The 20,924-nt window shown below is 51.0% G+C and carries 22 protein-coding genes; all 22 read right to left on the reverse strand.

The features are described 5' to 3' along the window. Positions 1-64 precede the first annotated feature (64 nt). The 22 genes from BK816_RS05440 to rsmD all read right to left on the reverse strand — a co-directional run bounded on the left by BK816_RS05440 (position 65) and on the right by rsmD (position 20,901). A complete protein-coding gene (locus BK816_RS05440; protein WP_071164943.1) occupies positions 65-457 on the reverse strand; it encodes a metal-sulfur cluster assembly factor in 393 nt (130 codons plus the stop codon). Positions 458-525: 68 nt separating this feature from the next. Next, positions 526-1,002 (reverse strand): Fe-S cluster assembly sulfur transfer protein SufU, encoded by a 477-nt coding sequence (gene sufU, locus BK816_RS05445; protein WP_071164272.1) that lies wholly within the window; start codon positions 1,000-1,002, stop codon positions 526-528. Further along, the gene (locus BK816_RS05450; RefSeq protein WP_071164273.1) at positions 1,002-2,282 is read right to left on the reverse strand and encodes an aminotransferase class V-fold PLP-dependent enzyme; all 1,281 of its coding nucleotides are present in this window, start codon (positions 2,280-2,282) and stop codon (positions 1,002-1,004) included. The genes sufU and BK816_RS05450 overlap by 1 nt, the downstream gene beginning before the upstream one ends. 20 nt (positions 2,283-2,302) lie before the next feature. Beyond that, positions 2,303-3,055, reverse strand: coding sequence for a Fe-S cluster assembly ATPase SufC (sufC, locus tag BK816_RS05455; RefSeq protein WP_071164274.1), 753 nt, complete (start codon positions 3,053-3,055; stop codon positions 2,303-2,305). 12 nt (positions 3,056-3,067) lie between these two features. Next, positions 3,068-3,397 carry a Rieske (2Fe-2S) protein gene (locus BK816_RS05460; protein WP_071164275.1) on the reverse strand — a complete coding sequence of 110 codons (330 nt, stop codon included), beginning with the start codon at positions 3,395-3,397 and terminating at the stop codon, positions 3,068-3,070. Beyond that, positions 3,394-4,614, reverse strand: coding sequence for a Fe-S cluster assembly protein SufD (gene sufD, locus BK816_RS05465; RefSeq protein WP_071164276.1), 1,221 nt, complete (start codon positions 4,612-4,614; stop codon positions 3,394-3,396). The genes BK816_RS05460 and sufD overlap by 4 nt, the downstream gene beginning before the upstream one ends. Beyond that, a complete protein-coding gene (gene sufB / locus BK816_RS05470) occupies positions 4,614-6,056 on the reverse strand; it encodes a Fe-S cluster assembly protein SufB (protein WP_071164277.1) in 1,443 nt (480 codons plus the stop codon). The genes sufD and sufB overlap by 1 nt, the downstream gene beginning before the upstream one ends. Then, positions 6,053-6,772 (reverse strand): helix-turn-helix transcriptional regulator, encoded by a 720-nt coding sequence (locus tag BK816_RS05475; protein ID WP_071164278.1) that lies wholly within the window; start codon positions 6,770-6,772, stop codon positions 6,053-6,055. Before BK816_RS05475 ends, sufB begins: the two co-directional genes overlap by 4 nt. A gap of 122 nt (positions 6,773-6,894) precedes the next feature. Further along, positions 6,895-7,548, reverse strand: coding sequence for an NUDIX domain-containing protein (locus BK816_RS05480; RefSeq protein ID WP_083379091.1), 654 nt, complete (start codon positions 7,546-7,548; stop codon positions 6,895-6,897). Positions 7,549-7,583: 35 nt separating this feature from the next. Then, positions 7,584-8,537, reverse strand: a complete 954-nt coding sequence (locus tag BK816_RS05485; RefSeq protein WP_071164279.1) for a copper transporter — start codon at positions 8,535-8,537, stop codon at positions 7,584-7,586. After that, positions 8,534-9,754 (reverse strand): putative cytokinetic ring protein SteA, encoded by a 1,221-nt coding sequence (gene steA, locus BK816_RS05490; protein ID WP_071164280.1) that lies wholly within the window; start codon positions 9,752-9,754, stop codon positions 8,534-8,536. The genes BK816_RS05485 and steA overlap by 4 nt, the downstream gene beginning before the upstream one ends. A gap of 51 nt (positions 9,755-9,805) precedes the next feature. After that, positions 9,806-11,497: a DNA repair protein RecN gene (recN, locus tag BK816_RS05495; protein ID WP_071164281.1), complete on the reverse strand. Its 1,692-nt coding sequence runs from the start codon at positions 11,495-11,497 to the stop codon at positions 9,806-9,808. 1 nt (position 11,498) lies between these two features. After that, positions 11,499-12,341, reverse strand: a complete 843-nt coding sequence (locus BK816_RS05500) for an NAD(+)/NADH kinase (RefSeq protein ID WP_071164282.1) — start codon at positions 12,339-12,341, stop codon at positions 11,499-11,501. A gap of 1 nt (position 12,342) precedes the next feature. Next, positions 12,343-13,197, reverse strand: coding sequence for a TlyA family RNA methyltransferase (locus BK816_RS05505; RefSeq protein ID WP_071164283.1), 855 nt, complete (start codon positions 13,195-13,197; stop codon positions 12,343-12,345). Positions 13,198-13,331: 134 nt separating this feature from the next. Then, positions 13,332-15,902: an HAD-IIA family hydrolase gene (locus BK816_RS09650; RefSeq protein ID WP_236842298.1), complete on the reverse strand. Its 2,571-nt coding sequence runs from the start codon at positions 15,900-15,902 to the stop codon at positions 13,332-13,334. A 152-nt stretch (positions 15,903-16,054) separates the two neighbouring features. Next, positions 16,055-16,681, reverse strand: coding sequence for a response regulator (locus BK816_RS05515; protein ID WP_071164946.1), 627 nt, complete (start codon positions 16,679-16,681; stop codon positions 16,055-16,057). Between the two features lie 53 nt (positions 16,682-16,734). Beyond that, positions 16,735-17,658, reverse strand: coding sequence for a bifunctional DNA-formamidopyrimidine glycosylase/DNA-(apurinic or apyrimidinic site) lyase (gene mutM, locus BK816_RS05520; protein ID WP_071164284.1), 924 nt, complete (start codon positions 17,656-17,658; stop codon positions 16,735-16,737). After that, positions 17,651-18,415: a ribonuclease III gene (rnc, locus tag BK816_RS05525; protein WP_071164285.1), complete on the reverse strand. Its 765-nt coding sequence runs from the start codon at positions 18,413-18,415 to the stop codon at positions 17,651-17,653. The genes mutM and rnc overlap by 8 nt, the downstream gene beginning before the upstream one ends. Next, positions 18,415-18,987: a YceD family protein gene (locus tag BK816_RS05530; protein WP_071164286.1), complete on the reverse strand. Its 573-nt coding sequence runs from the start codon at positions 18,985-18,987 to the stop codon at positions 18,415-18,417. The genes rnc and BK816_RS05530 overlap by 1 nt, the downstream gene beginning before the upstream one ends. Positions 18,988-19,029: 42 nt before the next feature. Next, complete coding sequence (locus BK816_RS05535) at positions 19,030-19,797, reverse strand: hypothetical protein (protein ID WP_071164287.1); 768 nt, start codon at positions 19,795-19,797, stop codon at positions 19,030-19,032. Beyond that, on the reverse strand, positions 19,794-20,288 hold the full coding sequence (gene coaD, locus BK816_RS05540) for a pantetheine-phosphate adenylyltransferase (RefSeq protein ID WP_071164288.1): 495 nt from the start codon (positions 20,286-20,288) through the stop codon (positions 19,794-19,796). Before coaD ends, BK816_RS05535 begins: the two co-directional genes overlap by 4 nt. A 10-nt stretch (positions 20,289-20,298) precedes the next feature. Beyond that, positions 20,299-20,901, reverse strand: a complete 603-nt coding sequence (rsmD, locus tag BK816_RS05545) for a 16S rRNA (guanine(966)-N(2))-methyltransferase RsmD (RefSeq protein ID WP_071164289.1) — start codon at positions 20,899-20,901, stop codon at positions 20,299-20,301. Positions 20,902-20,924 lie beyond the last annotated feature (23 nt).

The following is a 20,924-nucleotide window of genomic DNA, read 5'->3' on the forward strand; positions in this document are numbered from 1 at the left end:
AACACCAAAATTGGAAATAGTTAAGGGGCGGTCAAACTTTCATTGACCGCCCCTTAGCTATTTGTTAAACGTTAAAACCAAGTGCTCGTAATTGCTCACGACCATCAGCAGTAATCCGATCTGGACCCCACGGTGGCATCCAAACCCAAGTGATGGTGACACCGTTGGCGATTGGTTCTAGCACGGTCTGGGACTGCTGTTCAATAACATCGGTGAGCGGGCAAGCGGCAGAGGTTAGTGTCATGTCTAGGGCGACATGGTTATCCTCTTCCACGGTAATCCCATAGACCAAACCTAAATCAACTACATTGATTCCAAGTTCTGGGTCAATGACGTCGCGCATCGCTTCAGCCACGTCTTCTGCTGGCAAGGAACCATGGGAAACCATATCAAGTTCATTACTAGGTTCTGGCTGAGGCATAGCAAAGCGCTGTGGCACTTCACTGGTATCGGCCATAGGATTGCTTGGCTCTTGCAGTGATTCATTCATAACTGCTGCTTCTTTCTTATTCTCATTTGGGCTCATTACTCACCCTCCGTGTAGTTTTCGTCAACGCCTGCGGCCGAAAGAGCTCCTTGCAAGGCCATCCAGCCAAGCAGAGCACATTTGACTCGTGCGGGGAACTTGGATACTCCGCTAAAGGCGGCAGCGTCTTCGAGCACATCGAGTTCGTCCTCGGAAGGCATTTGTCCCCGCAGATGCATCATTTTGTTGAAAGTTCTGGCTAGTTCCTGACGATCTTTCGCGTCCATGCCAACTACTGCTTCCGACATTACTGAAAGTGAGGCTTGAGAAATCGAACAACCATCGCCATCCCATACTAAGTCGGTGATTTTTCCGTCATCGTCAACCTCAACGGCCAGAGTAACTTCATCCCCACAGGTAGGATTCACCTGATGGCTAGTATTTGAAGCATCCTGCGGGATTTCTCCAGACCCTTGGCGAGATCGCGAGTGGTCTAGGATTACTGCTTGGTAAAGTTGTTCCATTTCTGCCGACATTACATTCCTCCGAAGAATTTTAAGACTGCTGCAAGGGCATGATCGAATCTTTCGATTTCTTCACTGGTTGTAGTGATAGCCACGCTCGCTCTAGACGAGGAACGGACCCCCATAGCAGTATGGATTGGGATTGCACAATGGTGTCCTACTCTAATGGCTACGTCTTCCGAATCCATAATTTGTCCGACATCATGAGGGTGGATTCCCTTTATCGCGAACGAAACTACGGCGAGTCGATCCTTCATCATCGCAGACCCTAACAATTTCACCTGCGGATACTTGGCAACTACCTCAAGTAGTTGCTGGCCGAGGTCGGACTCATGTTGAGCTAGCGCGCCCCAGCCAACTTGTGAGAGGTATTTTAGTGCGGCAGCCCAACCAACGGCAGCTGCCACTGGCATAGTTCCAGCCTCGAATTTTTGCGGACCTTCATGGAAAGTAGCGCTTTCCATCTCTACCCAGGTAACCATTGCCCCGCCGGTTAGAACTGGGTCTAGACGATTAAACCAGTCGTCTTTAGCGTACCAAGCACCGATCCCGCCAGGCCCATACATTTTGTGGGCGCTCATAGCCGCAAAATCGACGCCCAGAGCGGGCAGATCCAAAGGCAAATGCGGGGCTGATTGACAGGCATCGAGGACGGTGATCGCCCCTACATGCTTGGCTCGTTCTACGATCTGCGAGACTGGTGAGATGGCCCCAGTGACATTAGAGGCATGGGTAAAGGCAACTACCTTAGTTCGTTCATTGATCCGGTCGAGGCTCTCAAGGTCGATCCGGCCCTCAGGAGTTGCTTCTAACCAAACTAATTTGGCGCCACTGCGAGCACAAGCCTGTTGCCAAGGCACAAGATTGGCGTGATGCTCTAAGCGAGTAACGCAAACCTCGTCGCCAGGCTGAAGTTTTGGCCCGCTCCCGACACCAGCCGACAGGGAAAGAGCGATTAGATTTAAAGCTTCAGTCGCATTCCTAGTGTAGGCAATTTGCGAAGCCTTCGTGCCGAAAAAGGCGGCTAATTGTGCGCGGGCATTTTCGTAAGCTTCGGTGGCATCATCCCCCAACAAGTGGGTACCACGATTAACCGCGCCATTGGCGGTGGCGTCAAAGTCCGCCACCGCCGATAGCACAGCTTGAGGTTTTTGGGCGGTTGCAGCCGAATCCAAATAGGCGATCGGACTTCCCCCACGACCAATGCGCGAGAGAATCGGAAAATCTTTTCGCAATTGCGATAGATCTTCCTTGTCTTGGCCTAAATTAGGATTCTTTACAGTTGCTTCCATATTTCCCAAATTCACGGATTTCAGCGTCCGAGGTAACGATCGTAACCTTCGGCTTCGAGGCGTTCTGCGAGCTCTGGGCCGCCTTCATCGGCTACGTGACCATCGACGAATACGTGTACGAAATCCGGCTTGATGTAGCGCAGAATACGAGTGTAGTGGGTGATCAACAAGATACCTGAACCGACCTCGTCATGAACTCGGTTGACGCCTTCCGAGACGATGCGCAGAGCATCCACGTCTAGACCGGAGTCAGTTTCGTCCAAGACGGCGAAAGCTGGCTTGAGAAGTTCCATCTGAAGAATTTCGTGGCGCTTCTTTTCACCACCGGAGAAGCCAGAGTTAACGTCACGCTGGGCAAAAGCAGGATCCATCCGAAGACGATCCATAGCTTCGTTAACTTCCTTAACCCAAGAGCGAAGTGCCGGAGCCTTGCCGTCAATTGCAGTCTTGGCAGTACGCAAGAAGTTAGAAACGGTGACACCAGCTACTTCCACTGGATACTGCATGGCCAAGAAGAGGCCAGCCTTAGCGCGTTCGTCAGCGCTCATATCAACCAAGTCAACACCATCTAGGTAGGCATGACCGGAGGTGATTTCGTACTTTGGGTGGCCGGCTAGAGAGTATGCCAAAGTGGACTTACCAGAGCCATTCGGGCCCATAATCGCGTGAATCTCACCAGAGTTAACAGTGAGGTTTACACCTTTAAGGATTGGCTTTTCGCCTTCCTGAGTTTGCACCGATACGTGCAGATCTTCAATCTTAAGAGTTGCCATTGTATTTCCTTCCTATGCGGCATCGACGTCGACGAGAACGTCGTCGCCGTCCAGGGTTAATGGGTAAGTTATTAGGGGGCGAGGAGAAGGTAGAGTTGCTTCTCCAGTTGCTAGGTTAAAGACTGCAGAATGTGCCCAGCATTCAACTTCACAGTCACCGATTTCGCCTTCAGTCAAGGAGACCTCACCATGTGGGCAAAGTTCTTCGACTGCAAACCAGTCACCGGCTTGATCACGAATGATGGCCAAACGAACATTTTTCCCCGAAGCATCAGCTAGAGCTACTGCTTTAGCCTCACCGGGTTCGATTTCGTTTTGCTGGCAGACTTTCTGCAAGCTCATGCCAAGTCCTCTTCAGGAGTAGGAGCATATTCACCGCTCAGCTCGGCCTCAATCACATTCATCAGGTGTTCGCTGACTGCGGGCACCCCAATCTGATTAATGAGTTCGGCGAAGAAGCCACGAACTACTAGGCGACGGGCAGTAGTTTCGTCAATGCCACGCGAGCACAGGTAGAAGAGCTGCTCATCATCGAAACGGCCGGTGGCGGAAGCGTGCCCCGCACCTTCGATTTCGCCGTTTTCGATTTCTAGGTTCGGAACCGAATCAGCGCGAGCGCCCTCGGTTAGTACCAAGTTACGGTTTAGTTCGTAAGTGTCGGTGCCGAAAGCTTCTGCTCCGATCAAGACGTCGCCAACCCATACCGAATGGGCGTCGTTACCTTGCAATGCACCCTTATAGGTAACTCGCGAAACGCAGTTGGCCGCAGAGTGATCTACGAATAGTCGGTGTTCATGGTGCTGACCGGCGTCAGTGAAGTACAGGCCAAGCATTTCTACATTGGCACCTGGTTCGCTGAAGCGAGCATCAGAGCAGACGCGGACAAGGTCGCCACCCAAGGTCACGATAATGTGCTTAACTTTAGCGTCTTTAGCAGCACTAATGCGGTGATTAGCTGCGTGAACACTTAGTGCATCCCATTCGTGGGTAGCTGCGAAGACTAGTTCGGAGCCTGGCCCTGCAACGATCTGAACAGTCTGGTTATACAAGGCATGACCGGTATGTTCAACCACGATAGTAGCTTTCGAAAGCTCCTCAGCGTTGACCACTAGGTGACCAGCTGCTGGCTGTCCATCTTTCCCTTCGAAACGAACACGGATTGGCTCTGCACATTCCATTTCTTTTGGAATGGTAATAACTACAGCTTCCTGCCAAGCATTCCAACTGGCAGCTGCGGTGCGATCTTCTGGCGCCCCAACTAGCTGTAGATCTTTAGCTTGTTCGCGTCCAACTTCGCTAACCTCTACTCCTTCAGGAGAAGAAACCGAAACTGCCGGGCCAACCCCAGATAAGTCGGGGCCAAAAAGCTTTTCGATGCGGCTAAGCGGAGTAAAGCGCCAGTCTTCTTCACGACCGCTGGGGATTTCAAAATCATTGAGGTCGAAAGAGGTGGGGCGATCGGCTCGCGAGCCCAGAGGTTTCTTGGTTTCGTTCCCATGAGTGTGGGCACCATCCAGGACTGCCCGGGAGTGGTCAGTACTAAAATTCTGTTCGGTCATTAGCCTACCGATCCTTCCATCTGCAGTTCAATCAGGCGGTTCAATTCGAGCGCGTATTCCATCGGAAGTTCGCGAGCGATAGGCTCAACGAAGCCACGCACGATCATGGCCATAGCTTCGGTTTCCTCCATGCCACGGCTCATGAGGTAGAAGAGCTGATCTTCACTGACTTTAGAAACTGTTGCTTCGTGTCCCATTTCGACGTCGTCAGTACGCACATCGACGTAAGGGTAAGTGTCGGATCGCGAGATCTGATCAACTAGCAAAGCATCACACAATACGTTGGATTTAGCGTGGTTTGCGCCTTCCATCACCTGGACAAGACCACGGTATGCGCTACGGCCACCGCCACGTGCCACCGACTTCGAAACAATCGATGAAGAGGTATTTGGCGCCATGTGTACCATCTTTGAACCAGTGTCCTGGTGCTGGCCTTCACCGGCAAACGCGATGGAAAGAGTTTCCCCGCGAGCATGTTCACCCAAGAGGTAAACAGCTGGGTACTTCATGGTAACCTTCGAACCGATGTTGCCATCGATCCATTCCATCGTGCCGCCTTCTTCTACCATGGCACGCTTGGTAACCAAGTTGTAGACGTTATTAGACCAGTTCTGAATGGTGGTGTAGCGAACGCGGGCACCCTTCTTGACAAAGATTTCTACTACTGCCGAGTGCAAAGAATCCGACTTGTAGATCGGTGCAGTACAGCCTTCTACGTAGTGTACGTAGGAATCTTCGTCAGCGATGATAAGAGTACGTTCGAACTGCCCCATGTTTTCCGTGTTGATGCGGAAGTATGCCTGAAGTGGGATTTCTACGTGTACGCCCTTAGGGACATAAACGAAGGAACCACCCGACCATACAGCAGTATTGAGAGAAGCGAACTTGTTATCCCCCACTGGAATAGCTTTACCGAAGTATTCTTCGAAAATCTCTGGGTGTTCTTTTAGACCAGTATCCGTATCGAGGAAGATAACGCCTTGACGTTCGAGATCTTCACGAATCTGGTGGTAAACCACTTCAGACTCATACTGAGCGGCAACACCTGCCACTAGGCGTTTCTTTTCGGCCTCAGGAATACCAAGACGGTCATAGGTATTCTTAATGTCTTCAGGGAGATCTTCCCAAGAGGTGGCGACGTCTTCAGTCGACTTAACGTAGTACTTAATCGAATCGAAGTCGATCTCCGAAAGATCAGCACCCCAAGTTGGCATTGGCTTCTTATCGAATAGGCTCAGGCCCTTTAGGCGACGCTTTAGCATCCATTCAGGTTCGCCTTTTCGCGCCGAAATGTCACGAACAACGTCTTCGTTCAGACCGCGCTTCGCGGCTTGACCGGCTTCGTCAGAGTCGTGCCAACCATAGCCATATGCCCCAATCGAGGCAATAATCTCTTCGTCCGATGCAGGTGCATCTGGAGTCTTCGCAGAGTCAGAACTCATCTATTTCCTTCCTGTGGTGAAACCGTTCGCGCGGTTTTCATTGAACCCGGACGCACCTTTGGGATTCCCATCGGTACGTGGGTAGTACACACATGCTCGCCACCAGCCAAAGTTGCTAGTCGCTGCACGTGAACGTTTAATAATCGGGAGAAGGCAGCAGTTTCAGCGTCACATAGTTGCGGAAACTCTTGGGCGACATGCTGTACTGGACAATGCCCTTGGCACAATTGAATGGCAAACCCATTTCCTACTTGGCGCACAGTTGCTGCGTAGCCGTCTGCGGTTAAGGCATCGGCTAACGCTTTGGCACGCTTTTGTGGATCATCGCCTGCCGCTCGCACAATCGGAGCATATTTTCGTTCAATATCGCGCGAGCGTGAAGCTGCGAATGATTCTACGGCTTCAGGTCCAGCGACTTGACCGAGATACTCGATTGCCCGTGAAGCTAAATCAGAGTACTCCTCCGGCAAGGAATCGTGAGCCTGTTCGGTTGCCACATAATGGCGAGCTGGACGCCCACGTCCACGATTGGAGTCTACTGGGAGCTCGATTACGGTAATCGCGCCTTTAGCTTCGAGCGCAGTAATATGTCTGCGAACCGCTGCGGCAGTTAACTTTAAAATTTTTGCTAACAATGCAGCAGTTACGGGCCCTTTTTCTACGACAAGGTCGAGAACCGCTTGTCGCGTCCCGGCTTCATCGTTAGTGGCTGCCATCTAACTGCCCCTCCTTAAAAATCGTTACTACACAAGCATAACCGATTTTCGCAAAAAGGATGTTAGCAAATAGTGTGTAGATAATTACCTTAGCTAAGCGCGGGGCTCAATGTCAGATTTTCTTAGCGATCCCAAGGAGAATTTGCTGGTCGCAAGCAGGTCCAATTCTGCTCTTTAGCGGCACTAGTTGCGAGAATCCCCAGTACTGCTGAGGGGTTCGTAATTCTTCCCGCTAACACTGCGTTTAACGCCTCTGAAAGATTTACCCAAGCATATTCAAAAAGGGCTTCTTCCTCTTCTCGAACGAAATTGCGTTGTGCCACTGGCACCTCGGACAAATCGCGAGCCAAGAAAACGCGCAAAGATTCAGTGTATCCCCCAGGAGAGGCATAATAATCAACCAAGACATTCCAAGTTTTTGCTTGTAAATCCGTTTCTTCAGCAAGTTCACGCGCTGCTGCTACTTGGTAATCCTCCCCGGCAATATCAAGTAGGCCTGCGGGAAATTCCCATAGTTTTTTACCGACTGGATGGCGGTATTGTTTAATCATTAAAACTTGAGTCTGGCCATCGTATTCGCGCAGTGGTACTACCGCTACGGCCCCAGGGTGACGGACGTATTCCCGCGTGACGGGTTCTTTCCCACCCAGATCCACTTGCTCACTATGAAGCGAAACGATTCGTCCTTGCCAGATTTGTTCATGAGAAACAACCGGCATGGTAAAACGCTCATCTGCAAAATCTGCTGCCGAAATGTTCGGGTACTCGAGGCTCATCGTTTTGACTCCCTAGGCATCAACTTTAGGAAAACTTATTTGGGCAAGATGAAGGTCGGCACCAGAAGGCTGGCACCAACTTGTGAACCAATTGCCCGCCCATTAGGACCAGCAGTAGCCAAGGCGGAAGGAAGGTTAACCAATGATGAGCCACGGTTTAAGGAATCCACTGTGGTCAAAGGAGCGTCGCTAGCACGCAGAAGCGCCAAAGGTGCTTCCTCGCTAGTGGCGTTACCAATCGCTAGCGCCGATTTTGGTGCTGCCGTTAGAGCAGAGGCTAAATCGTGCAAAGTCGCACGTTCTGCGGTGTGGTCATTGTTTTCCCCTTCCACCTTCGAAACTACCGAGGTGCTACTGGGAATGTTAGGCAAAGCATCGCTGGTAACTAGGATGATTGCCGAGGCTGGTGGCGCATCTTGCGGAGCAGCAATCAGCGGATTCTCGGCATTCGCCAAAATCTGCTTTAGAGTCTGACCATTCGGTTCGCTTGCGGTCAGAATCTGAGTTAGAGCGGCCCCTAAAACAAACTCAGCACTTGCTGCCGCATCAGGCTTTGCCGTCAAATACTGGCTAATTTGAGGAGCCAAAGATTCACGATACTGCGAGTAGGCAGGCGAAATGAAGCGCTCAGTGAGCTGTAGTGTGGCAGTAACCTTACCGTTCGCTCCCGCTACCGTCTTAGCGACCCGATCGAGTTGCGATTGTTCCACCCCAGGCAGGGCCACGATCGCTACCGGGAGATCGTTTAATACCTTAGGGTTAAGTTGCTCGCCAAGTGCTTGGGCAAAAGAATTTGCGGCCTCGTTAGCTTCATTAGCTTCGGAAAGCTGTGTCTTTATTTGCTCATTTTCAGCCCGCAAAGAGGTGACTTTAGAGTTCATAGCATCAGAGAGAGTTCCTTGCAGGGGACCTGCTCCCAATACGACCCCAACTCCGAGGGCGAGGAATACCGCCGCTAAAGAAGTTAGGTGGTAACGATAATCCATCATTTTTGTTTCCTCCGCAGGGTACTAAAGGCTGCTATGACAATGTTTAAGGCAATCAGGGCAAATGCTGCGACCAGGACAATGCGACCGTATGGCTCTGTTAAAAGCAAGATTGATTTTCCAAACGGGGTGGTCGTCAATCCGGCGAGAATTGACATCAGGCCAGCTAAAAGCAACATCCAAACGTAACCAATTTTGACTGGTCGTCGATAAGTTTTCGCCATTACTTGGGGGGAAACTAGCTTGCTCTTAGCAGACAGGTGGGTGAAGAAGGAAGAGTTCATCCCGCGTCTTCCCAAGTCTAAGAATTCATCCCACGAGGTGTACTCCCCTAGCGGGATAATGGTATCGGCACCTGCTTTTAACGCGATTAGAATCGCTAAATCGAGGTCGGTAATTCCAGTTGAAACTTGGGTATATGCTAAACCCATCGAGTCTAGTCGTGAATCTTTACCTTGTACTAATCGTGGTGAGTGCAAAACAATTTGGGCGCCTTGTCGCAATGATTGATCAGGCACTGCCGCAATATTACCGGTGATTAGGTCTGGTTTGAGTCCAGCATTTTGGATGTGCTTGGCACCTGCTCCGACCGCGATAATAGCTGGCCGGCGTCCTCGAATAAAATGTTTTAGTTCTGCTAGCTCGGCTACGCTCTGTTGGTGCGGACCAACAACCAAGACGGGGCGGTCCTTGAAGTCAACTTCAACTTTTTCCAGTCCCACTCCAGCGGTCAAAAGTTCCTGTTCTGCTTGGAGGAACTGCTTGGTGTTTGCGGCAAATGATTCAAGCTGGGCCACCATTCCCACACGAGCTTGCGCCAGAGCGGCTTCTCGCCGGCTGTCGGTCATTACCTGACCGGTTGCGATTAGACGGTCAGCAAGATAGACCTTGCCTCCACTAACTTTAATTTTCTGCCCATTTTGTAGGCCCAGCACCGAACTGCCCAGTTCATCGACTAAGGGAATTCCGGCCTCGGCCAACACCTGGGGGCCTTTGTTTGGGTAACGACCCGTGATCGATGGTGCCGAGTTGAGGACTACTGCTGGCTGAGCGTCAGCCAACTGATAGGCGGTGGTCCGGTCTAGGTCGGGCAGATCGATCACCGCGATGTCGCCAGGTTCAACTTGAGAGGCGACCACTGCTGGATCGTCTCCCAAACGAACACGCCCAGTATATGACTCGACCATTGGAGTCGATTCTGCGCGATCGTTGCTACTCAAATAGTTTCCTTCCCTAGTTGTCCACCTAATGTACCGGCTATTGGACTAGTTTTACTGCTTGGCACTCTGAGCGGCCGCTAAAAGCTCCGCAGCGTGAGTCTTGGCAGCAGCCAAGGTGGCCTCACCTGAAAGCATTCGAGCCAATTCAGTTTCCCGTGCCGAACCAGTTAAAGCGATTAGTTCAGTTTTGCCGTCCGCTTTTTGTAGTAGTACCTGTTGATCGGCAAAGGCCGCTACTTGAGCAAGGTGAGTGACGACAATAACTTGCGAATTCTCGGCTAGTTTGGCTAAACGTTTGCCAACTTGGATCGCTGCTTGTCCCCCAATCCCAGAATCAACTTCATCAAAAATGAAGGTTCGTCGACCGCTTTGACTATGATTATCCGCGGCTGCTACTTCAATCGCAAGCATAATGCGGGAAAGCTCACCCCCACTAGCGCCAGCTCCAATAGGTCGAGTCGGGGCACTGGGATGTGATTGCAACATGAAAGTAATCTCTTCAAGTCCGTGGCTGCTGGGCTTTGGCAGATCCTCAAGTTCAACTGTGAAACGAGCTGATTTCATGGCTAGTTCTGCCAATTCACTATTGACCTTTTGGGCTAATCCCAAAGCTAGTTTTTGGCGTGAGCTTGTCAGTTTTTTCCCAACAGCTAGCACCGTTTCTTGGCACTGTTTGAGAGTTTGTTGTTTCAGCTCAGTGGTGGCAGTCGGATCGCCAATATCGTGTAGACGTTGCCGCGCCTCTTGCGCCCAATCATGCAATTCCGAAATCTCGACGGCTCGCCCTTGCATCAGTTTTTTGAGCTTTGCGCGTCTCTCATGAGCTTGCGTTAGTGCATTCGGGTCATCTTCTAAAGTGGCAACGTAGTTTTCTAGTTCAAATCCGAGGTCGCGAATTTGCATTTCTAGTTGTACTAGCTGCTCTTTTAGATTTTCGAGGCTGGGATCTAAGCGTTCTGCTTTACTTAAAAAGCTGTTCGCGCTACCGATAGCTCCAAGAGCATCATTACTAGATTCGAGGCTAGTAGCACTAATAAGTTCTTTGGCGCTAGCGACGAACTGCCGCAGATCTGAAACGTTAGTTAGGCGCTTGATTAAGGAAGTTAGTTCCTCTTCTTCGTGATCACTAGGAGCTAGTTCATCGTATAACTCCAGGCCCTCTTGCAAACTGGCCGACTCAAGTGCATAAATTTGAGCATTCGCTTGCCAATCATCAAGTTCTCGTTTTGCCTTAACTGCTGCTTGCCAGGCATTTTGATATTCAACGATGAGAGCTTGATGGGTAGCATTTCCAAAACGGTCGAGGATCTGCCGTTGGACTCGACTGTTCTTTAGGGCTATCTGGTCGGACTGGCCATGAATGGTCACCATGGTGCTGGAAAATTCGCCGAGGGCAGCAACTGGCACTGCTCTACCTTGCAGACGAGCGCGGGATCGTCCGGCTTTGGTATGCAAAGTACGGGAAACAAATACTTCATCATCGCTCGCACAAAGATCCCATCCGCTCAATGATTCATTTGCTTCCTGATTTAGTTCGGCAAATACCCCAGAAACTGAAGCTTGTTCTGCCCCTAGGCGGACTGTTGCTAGGTCAGTACGGGCACCAAGTAGCATGCCCAATCCAGTTAGTACCATGGTTTTACCGGCACCGGTTTCGCCGGTAACGGCGGTAAAGCCGGGTACTAAATCTAGACGAGCAGAGTCAATGACGCCGAGGTTTTCAATGAAAACTTCATTTATCACCTTAGTTTTTCCTCCACCCTTCGACTGGTAGCTGGAACTTGGAAACAAGTCTGGAAGAAAAGTCCACTTCACTCAAGGTGGCAACCTTTAGCGGTTGGCAGGCCAGTTTGGCACTTACCTGGTCTGAAGCGTTTAACGTCACCGATCTTCTAGAGTCAAGCAACATTTCAATCCCAGTTCTTTGTTCTGGGTCCAGTCCCACTTCTACTTCGGACTCTGGCCCCAACACGAGCGGTCTAGTGAAAAGACCATGCGCTGCAAGTGGAACCACTAGTAACGCGGGAACATCGGGCCACATGATTGGGCCACCTGCCGAAAAAGCGTATGCAGTCGAGCCAGTAGGGGTAGAAATCAACATCCCGTCGGCTGCATATTGCGAAACTGGATGCTGGTTGACTCCTAGCGTAAAGTTCCCTGGGCGTTGCAGACTGGTGCGTAAAATAGCCGCTTCGTTTAGCGCCCAGTGATGACTAACCTGACCGTCTTTTCGCATCACTGACAGTTCCACACAGTATCGGGCTTGCGTAGTGAATTCCCCGGTGGCAAGTTGAGTAATCGCTTGAGAAAAATCGGTGACTCCGACCTCGGTCAAAAATCCCATATGTCCGGTATTAAACCCAATCACTGGCACATCAAATTCGCGTGCTTTTTCTGCTGCAGCCAGGAAGGTACCGTCACCCCCCAGAGAGATAACCAGTTCCGGGGCAGGAGAAAAACTTTGCTCTTGAGTTGGATCCACAGAGTAGGAAACGCCAAGTTCATCAAGAATCCGAGTAGCATTTTCTAATGCTTGCCTAGTGGCAGTTCTAGCAACATGGGGAATGAGAATCACGGATTTAAGCATTTTAGTTTTCCTTAGATTCCTTTCCGGCTGGACCATTCACCACTGCAGTTTTCACTGCGTCGACTAGCTCTTGCCCCGTTAGCTCGGTGCTTACTTGGGAGGGCATCTCACCTTTAGAAAAATGAATAAAATACTCCACGTTTCCGGCCGGTCCTGGCAATGGCGAAGGTGCTACTGCATGAACTTTAAGACCTAGTTCTTGACCACAGTGGCATACTTTGAGGATCGAGGATTCATGAAGCGCAGTATCTCGCACTACTCCCCCAGCTCCGAGCCGATCTTTGCCCACTTCAAACTGTGGTTTAACCATTAATAAGTACTCAGCGTTTACCGCGGCACAAGCTACCAAGGCAGGAAGGACGGTAGTCAGTGAAATAAAACTAAGATCAGAGACCACCAAGGTAGGTGGAATCTCAAAAGAGTCTATCGTTAGATTACGGACGTTAGTGCGATCGTGGATTTCTACTCTGGCATCGCTTTGTAGTTTCCAAGCAAGTTGTCCGTAGCCAACGTCAGCGGCGTACACTTTTCTGGCGTCTTGCCGCAAAAGCACATCGGTAAACCCACCAGTTGAGGCACCTGCATCGAGGCAAATTCGTTGGCTAACAGTTGGAGCTTTCTCTGCCAGATAATCGAGGGCGCCGCGTAGCTTATGGGCCCCACGTGAAACGTAAGCAATTTCCTGATCCATCGTCACCACGATTGGTTCTGCCGGATTAATTTGTCGCGCCGGTTTGGTGACCTCGTTACCACTGACCTTAACGTAGCCTTTAATAATCATTTCTTGCGCTTGGGTGCGAGAGCGGGCAAGTTTACGCCGAACAAGTTCTTGGTCTAGCCGAATTAGTTTTGCCATTGTTCCTCCCCCTCTCTTTCTAAGCTTGAGCGCTTTGCTTGGAAACGCGCTAGAAGTTGATTTAGTTTTCCTATGAATAACAGCTTTGGTGGCATATTGCCGAGCGTTTCGGAATATGCCACCAAAGCTAGTTACTAGTCGTCGAGTTCTTCGGCTTCGTCTGCTTCTAAGTGCTCATCGATTTCATCGAGTTCAGCAAGCTCTTCGGCAGTAAGCTCCACTGTTTCCTCGTCGGGAGCCTCTACTACTTCGAGTTCTTCATCCTCATCAAAGGTGTATGTTTCTTCGCTTTGCGGAAGAGGTAGAATTTCATTTTCGTCATCATTAGAAACTACCTTAAAGTCTGGGCACTTGACTCGATGACCGAGGTCGAGTTTTTCCCAAGCCGCAGCGATTACGGCACGATAGTTATCTAGCGTTAAGGTGGAACCTTCCGTTAGTAGTTCGCCCCCCACAGTGATTTCACCCCACCGATCAACCGCTACTGATTCCGAATCGCCACAGGTCCAGGTGCCATCCATGTGATGGTTGGCGCGAGGGTGAGTTTCGTGTAGAGCTGCGAGTGTTAGCCCAACGTAAGCGGGACGCTGCAGAGACTGCGCCATAACCACGTCGCGAGGTCCATGCACACCGGTGAGAACGTGAAGCGCAGGGATACGTGCTGCATTAGCACCCTTGATATCGGTTTCTAGTCGGTCACCAACGCTGAGTGCGCGACGGTTTGCACCGCCAAGTTCAGCTGCTTTTCGGTAGATTCCGGGGAAAGGCTTGCCACCAGCGAATGGTCGCTTACCAGTACAAGTTTCAACTGCTGCTACTAGTGCCCCATTACCCAAGGCGAAGCCGCGTTCTTGAGGCAAAGAAGCATCGAGGTTGGAGGCGTAATAGCGCGCTCCCTTATCGAGGGCAAAAGCTACTTCGGAGAGCTTAGCCCAGTCGATGTCAGCTGACCATCCCTGAACTACTGCGGCTGGTTCTTCATCGGCGCTTTGAACTAGTTCAAAGCCAGCCTGAGTTACGGCCTCGGTAAGTCCAGCGCCACCAACGACTAGCACCTTGGAACCAGGCTCTAGATCAGAGGACACGATTCCAACGATGTCGAGGGCGGCAGTCATAACGTGTTCTGCCACTGCTTCGATGCCTAGCCCGTTGAGCTTTTCTGCTACTTGGTCTGGAGTTCTGGAGGCATTATTGGTGACGTAAAGATCGACCATGCCTTTTTCCCGTGCCGAGTTAATTGCTTCGGCAGCATCTTGCACAGGGGCATCTCCTAGGTAGCAGACACCGTCTAGGTCCAACAGGAGCGATTCAAACGCTTCTACTAGTGGCACCTTGCACGCACGCAAATCGCTTCTTTGGCTATCGATATCTGAATCCATGACCTCTTCGAGATCAAGAATTTCGAGTTCTTCCACAATCTGCGGGAGTTCTGCCTCGATTTCAGCAGCTTCGTCTTCACGCCCGAGTTTACGGAGAAGATCAGCTTTAACGGACTTTAGACGGGCAGTTACCTCTTCGTCGAAATCAGCAGGGAGCTGTTCGAGCGCATTGTCGACCATGATGAGGCCGGCTTCAGTTTCTTCGAGGTCAGCGCGAGCCGAGGCCGCGACGATAATCATTTCGACCTGATCGGCAGCTTCTAGTGTCCCGAGGTCGGTTTCGGAGAAGATTTCCAAGGCACGTTCTGGACGACCTAGGGCACGCTCACAATCGGCTTCGACTGCACGCAAAGCCATCGAACCGGAGAGGCGACGCATAGCGCGGACCTCTTTCAAGGCTTCGTCATATTTGCCGACGGTGTAAGCGGTTAAAGCCGCTGCTTCACGAACGACATCTACTCGACCAGCACGCGAGGCTGCTGCCTTGGCATGTTCGTAAGCTAGTTCGGGATCTTCATCAATTAGGCGGCCAGCTGCCACCAAGTGACGTGAGACAGTCTCGGCGTTCTTTCCTGAGAGAGTACGAAGTTGTGCTTGCACCTGACGATCAAGATCAGTTGCCTTAATATCGCCGGGAATCTCTGGTTCATCACCATGTCGCGCAGTTCGGGCTGCCTCGTTTTCTCGGCGGTTGGAGAAGCGCTTATCGTCGCGATCATTAAAGCGACCCCCGCGACGATCATCACGATCATTAAAGCGACGAGGCCCACGATCACCACGGTCCTCAAAACGACCGCCCCGACGATCATCACGATCATTGAAACGACGAGGCCCACGATCACCACGGTCCTCAAAACGACCCCCGCGACGATCATCACGATCATTAAAGCGACGAGGCCCACGATCACCACGGTCCTCAAAACGACCGCCCCGACGATCATCACGATCATTGAAACGACGAGGCCCACGATCACCACGGTCCTCAAAACGACCCCCGCGACGATCATCACGATCATTGAAACGACGAGGCCCACGATCACCACGGTCCTCAAAACGACCGCCCCGACGATCATCACGATCATTGAAACGACGAGGCCCACGATCACCACGGTCCTCAAAACGACCGCCCCGACGATCATCACGATCATTAAAGCGACGAGGCCCACGATCACCACGGTCCTCAAAACGACCCCCGCGACGATCATCACGATCATTAAAGCGACGAGGCCCACGATCACCACGATCGTTATTACGATCGTTGAATCTACGAGGTCCACGGTCGCCGCGGTCATTACCTCCACGAGAGGAGAATCGATTTTCAGCCAAAATATACCTACCTAAATTAAAATTTCTTATTCGTAATCATTCTATGTTAGGGCTGTGACCTAACTGCTTATGTTTTGCCGAGTTGGGGATAATCATCAATGTGTGTTTGTGCTGATAAAAACCAAACCGGTCTGTGTTCGACCAAATGTCGACTAGTTATCGCGCGGAGTACGCCAGCTGGCAGCACGTTGTCCCGCTACCCAAGCTGCAACCTGGGTGCGCCGTTGCAAGCCCATTTTGGCAAGCAACGAAGTAATGTGGTTTTTCACGGTCTTCTCCGCAACTCCCAATTTCTCACCGATTTCTCGGTTGGAGAGTCCGTCACCGATTAGAACTAGCACTTTTCGTTCTGATGGAGTCAAACTAGCGGTAGGATCATCCGCGTCGTTTTTGCGAGCCGTAATCGTCCGATCATCTAGCAATACCTGGCCGTCGGCTACTTGGCGCACGACCTCGGCAATTTCATTGCCACGAACCGACTTGAGGACGAAAGCTTTAGCGCCAACCTGGAGCGCTTCAGAGACAGCGGTATCGTCATCAAAGCTAGTTAGGATAATCGGTAAGGCCTTCGAACCTTCCGCTTTCAAAGCGCGCAAGAGATCAATGCCAGTGCCATCAGGCAACTGCAAATCGACCAACATGACATCTGGATTAACCAGACGAGCGCGCACCAAGGCGTCAGAAACGGTAGCTGCTTCAGCTACTACTTTTAAATCTTCTGCCCGGTCAACGATTTCTGCAATGCCACGACGAACAATCTCGTGGTCATCAACGATCATCACGGATACTTTTTCTGCAACGTAATATGGACTCACATTGCTAATCATAGCGGTCACTTTCCTTCTAGACGCGGTAAACTGCGGCTACGTTGACAAGAGACACAATAATGGTGTGACCGTTTAGCCAATTGGATTACTTTTAGTTCCTGGCCACAAACTCGACAAGGCTGTTTTGCCCGACCATAAACCTGAAGGTAATCGGCAAAAGTTCCGCTCTCACCATTAACGTCAACGTACAAGGCATCGAAGCTGGTCCCACCACGGGAAAGCGAATCAGTCATGATTCGAGCACCCTGGTCCAAGATATCCTGAAGCTTTTTGTGGCTCAACGCCCCCGCCGGGGTTGTGCCGCGAACTTTGGCAGCAAAGAGCGCTTCATCGGCATAGATATTGCCAAAACCTGAAACTACGTTCTGTGCCAACAATAGAGTTTTAATTGGCGCAACTCGCTGCTTCCAGTTATTGATGACAGCCGCGGTATCTAAATATGGATCAAGTAAATCGCGGGCGATTTTAGCGGCAGGTAAAGGCAAGTGAGTCGAAGCAAGCGGCCAGCCAGCAGGAAAGCCGTCACTGGTTGGAACAGTGTCGCACACCTGTAGGGAACCGAAAGTGCGCTGATCGATGAAGCTAAAACCTGCCAATTCCTCAGTTGCATCTTGGAACCAGAAACGAACTCTTTCGTGACGTCGCGCAGGCCCAGCTGCTTGTTCTTTAGTAAGTGGTCTAATCTGACCAGACATACCGAGGTGGACCACCATTGCCTGCCCATTAGCTAAGGCCAACCACATGAATTTGCCACGCCGAGCTACGCCCTCGATATTTTGCCCGAGGAGACGAGCACGAAATTCTGAAGGACCACCTAGTTGAGTGCGCACTAAACGATCACGATAAACCTCAACTTGGGAAAACTGTCTGCCGGCAACTAGCTCGTGAAAACCGCGACGAACCGTTTCGACCTCGGGAAGTTCAGGCATTGTCCGCCTTATCTAACTCAGCCTGCAGCTTTTCCACTGCCTCTTGGGCGGCATTTCGCTCTGCGTAGCGCTTCGCGCTACCTTCCCCACGTCCCCAAACTTTGCCATCGATCTTCACCGTGGCGGCGAAATGACGCTGATGAGCTGGACCAGTCGACTCGACCTGATATTCCGGCGTGGCTAAACCTTCCGCATGGGTGAGCACATTCAAGGTGGTCTTCCAGTCCATGGCAGCCCCACGCTCTGAAGCCTGTCGCAAAATCGGCTCTAAATGTGCCAGCACAGTTTCACGAGTGGCCTCAAGACCGTGACACAGATAAGTAGCCCCAATCAATGCTTCGAGAGTATCGGAAAGAATCGAATCCTTATCATTTCCCCCGCTGATAACCTCGCCGTGTCCGAGCAAAATGTAGTCACCAAGTTTGAGTTCTCGCGCCACAATAGCCAACGGCGTCTGCGAAACACAGCCGGAACGCATTTTAGAAAGTTGAGATTCCGGCCGATCTGGAAAACGCCGATAAAGGTATTCAGTCACGATAATAGACAGTACTGAATCCCCCAAGAATTCTAAGCGTTCATTATTTGGCAAACCGCCTTGTTCATTGGCAAAAGAGCGGTGAGTTAAAGCTAAGACCAATAATTCTGGGTCGATGTCACGCCCCCAAGTTGAAAGTAGCACTTCCTTTGTGGGATTGAAAGGAGTCTCGGCAACCTCATCCTGAGGGTTGGCGCTATTACTAGGTTTCGCTTTAGACATTAGGCGGGGCTTTCTCCCGACTGCTCGTTTTCTTGGTTTGCCAATAACTGACCGAGGACGGCCAAACGAGGATCGACCTCGGCATGAACATGATCCGCCGGCAAATCAGCCCAAGCTTCCCCACAGGTAGCGCAAAGTCCTTCGCAGTCTTCATCACACAGTGGGAGCATAGGCAAAGCCAACATAATCTCATCACGCAAGATTGCTTCGATATCGATCTGATCGTCTACTACGGTTGGGAGCGGATCGATATCAACGTCTTTGGTATTTGCCTCAGCTGCTTTAGCCGCTTCTGGGTAGAAAAAGAGCTCAGTGGCCGACAAGTCAAAGTCGCCCTCGGCTGGCTGTAGACACCGAGCGCAAGACCCCTCCCAAGCCAATTCACCATTGATGGTAAGTAGCACTCCGTCAGAAACGGATTGAGCCATAAAATGTAGTTCAGGCTCCGGATCGCTAAGTTTGACGAGGTCGTTTTCCCAAGGAAGAGTTACTTGAGCATAGAGCTCATCGAAGGAACCGGGCTGTCGGGGAAGATCTCGAACCGACAAAAGATAGTCGTCAGTGAAGTGCAAAATAGCTCCTCGGTTAACTAGATAAAAGTAATAACGTCAGCTTTAGAAAGCGCGTGAGCCAAACGGACTGACATCATCATCCGAGTAGTCGGCGACGTTCTCATAGTCTTCGGCTTCGCCTTCGTCATATGCGCCCTGCTCGTCATATTGTTCTAGGCGGTCATCGATCGTGGCCATACCAGCAGAAGCTGCAGCCGCCACTTTTTGCGCCGCGTTCACTAGGCTTTCCATTTCAGCACGCGCATATTCATTGGCTTGCACGGTAAGCACATCTGCTTGGTGTTCTGCGCGACGAACCACTTCATGGGCACGCTCGGTGGCAACGCGCAGTACCTCTTCAGCGCTAACTAAGCGTTCTGCCTGGGCCTTCGCATCTGCCAAAATCTGCTCGGCCTGACGATTTGCGTCAGCTAGCTTGTTCTCAACTTCAGCTTGCGCCTGGGAAAGTTGTTCTTCGGTCTGGGCCTGAGTATCAGTCTTAAGCTGATTGGCTTGAGCTTCAGCCTGCTGCAAAGTTTCTTCAGCCTGTAGCTGCGCGTCCTTCAAGATTTCTTGAGATTCAGCTTCGGCCCGTTCCAGGGTGGCATTAGCGTCTGTGATGAGCGTATTGGCAGTGACCATTTCACGCGGTAGAGCCTCGCGAATCTGCTCCAGCAGTTCAAGTACCTGCTCCTTGTTGACGACCGACTTGGCCACTAGTGGCAAGCTGGAAGCCTCAGTGACTACCGCTTTCAAGTGATCTAGAAGCGAGATTGCCGTAGCTTCATCCAATACTAGGTTTTCGGTGGCGTCGTCCATGTGCTCGCTCATTGTTTCCCCTTCAGAGTTTTTAGTCGCTGCTTCAGCTGATTCGCAACCTCAGGAGTAACAAACTCGCTAAGGTCCAGGTCGTTTTGCGCTAATTCTTTCACGACTGACGAAGAAATGTGGGAAAAACTCGGCGTAGAAGGCAAAAAGATTGTTTCAATTTGTCCCAATTGCCGATTAATTACCGCTTGAGCGAGTTCATAGTCGTAATCATTGCCCGAACGGAGCCCTTTAATCAGTGCCGCATGAGGTAAATATGGTTCGAGGGCGGCAATAGTTGAACCGTGCCAAAGTCTGACTTCCACTTGCGGTAAGTCCTTAGTTGCCGCCTGCAGCATTTCAACACGTTCCTCGGGTGTGAACCAGTAGTTCTTAGCTACGTTATGCCCGACTAGTACCACCACTTTAGGAGCTAATTGACAGGCTCTGGTGATCACATCGAGATGCCCTAAAGTAAAAGGATCAAAGGAGCCGGGATAAACTAAGGTTTCCAAAAATTTCCTCCTAGGAATTCTCTACCAAAGCGTCAGCCTCACTGGCTTCATCCAGATTTTCGTTCTGAGCTAGTTCTAAGTAGTAAATCTGGGTCTCACCGTACTTTTTCTCAGCCAATAAGGACAAAGACTCAGGCCATAGCGGCACTTCAGAACGGATCGAACGTTCGAGGACGATTACGCCTTCTGGCGCTAGCCAACCAGTTGCGACTAGTTCTAATACTTCAGTCACAAAATCATTCGACAAATCATAAGGCGGGTCAAAGAAGACTAGTTGCTGTGGGTGTGGATTCATCGTCAAAAACTTTTGCACATTGGCTACCACCACATTCACTTGGGATAATCCCAAAGCCTGCGCATTTTGCTTGATTAGACGAGCTGCTGGCGCAGCTAATTCCACTGCTTCGACGCGTGCTGCCCCGCGAGAAGCCGCCTCCAGCCCAAGCGAGCCACTACCCGCACACAGATCAAGCACTTCGGCCTCGTTTAACAGATTCCAATGATCTAGGCGGGAAAAAATCGCTTCCCGTACTCGAGACGAAGTAGGCCGTGTACCTTTAGGGGGAACTTTAAGCTCTCGACCTTTCGCCGTGCCAGCAATAATACGTGTCATGGGATAAGGATAACTGATTGCTG

The organism is Boudabousia tangfeifanii (genome assembly GCF_001856685.1).
GTDB classification, from domain to species: domain Bacteria; phylum Actinomycetota; class Actinomycetes; order Actinomycetales; family Actinomycetaceae; genus Boudabousia; species Boudabousia tangfeifanii.